General features: G+C 26.6%; 1 protein-coding gene. It reads right to left on the bottom strand.

Going from position 1 to position 301, the window contains the following annotated elements; genetic code table 11:
- Positions 1–264, bottom strand: a 264-nt coding sequence (locus AYC60_RS02370; protein ID WP_231724613.1) for an ATPase, T2SS/T4P/T4SS family, incomplete at its 3' end; no start/stop codon positions are given.
- Positions 265–301 lie beyond the last annotated feature (37 nt).

The raw sequence follows: 301 nt of genomic DNA, 5'->3' as shown, positions 1-301 counted from the left end.
TTTTAATTCTCTTATTTCTTCAATAACACTAAGTCTATCATCAGGATCTTTTAGTTTATCTAAATATGCATTTAAAAATGTAGTTGTACCAGTTGATGTACCACCAACTACTAAAATATTTTTCTTTTCTTTAATTGCAGTTTCTATATACTTTTTTTGATCCTCTGTAATAAAATTTGTTTCAATAAATTTTTCTAAAGGTATTACTTCAGTAGTATGTCTTCTGATTGAAAAAACTGGATTATAATTTGTGACTTGATACATTAATCCTTCAAATCTGGATCCATCTGGTAAAGACGCT

This window comes from Streptobacillus felis, from assembly GCF_001559775.1.
GTDB lineage: Bacteria > Fusobacteriota > Fusobacteriia > Fusobacteriales > Leptotrichiaceae > Streptobacillus > Streptobacillus felis.
The sequence above is the reverse complement of the archived record's forward strand: the minus strand, read 5'-3'. Positions and strand labels throughout refer to the sequence as shown.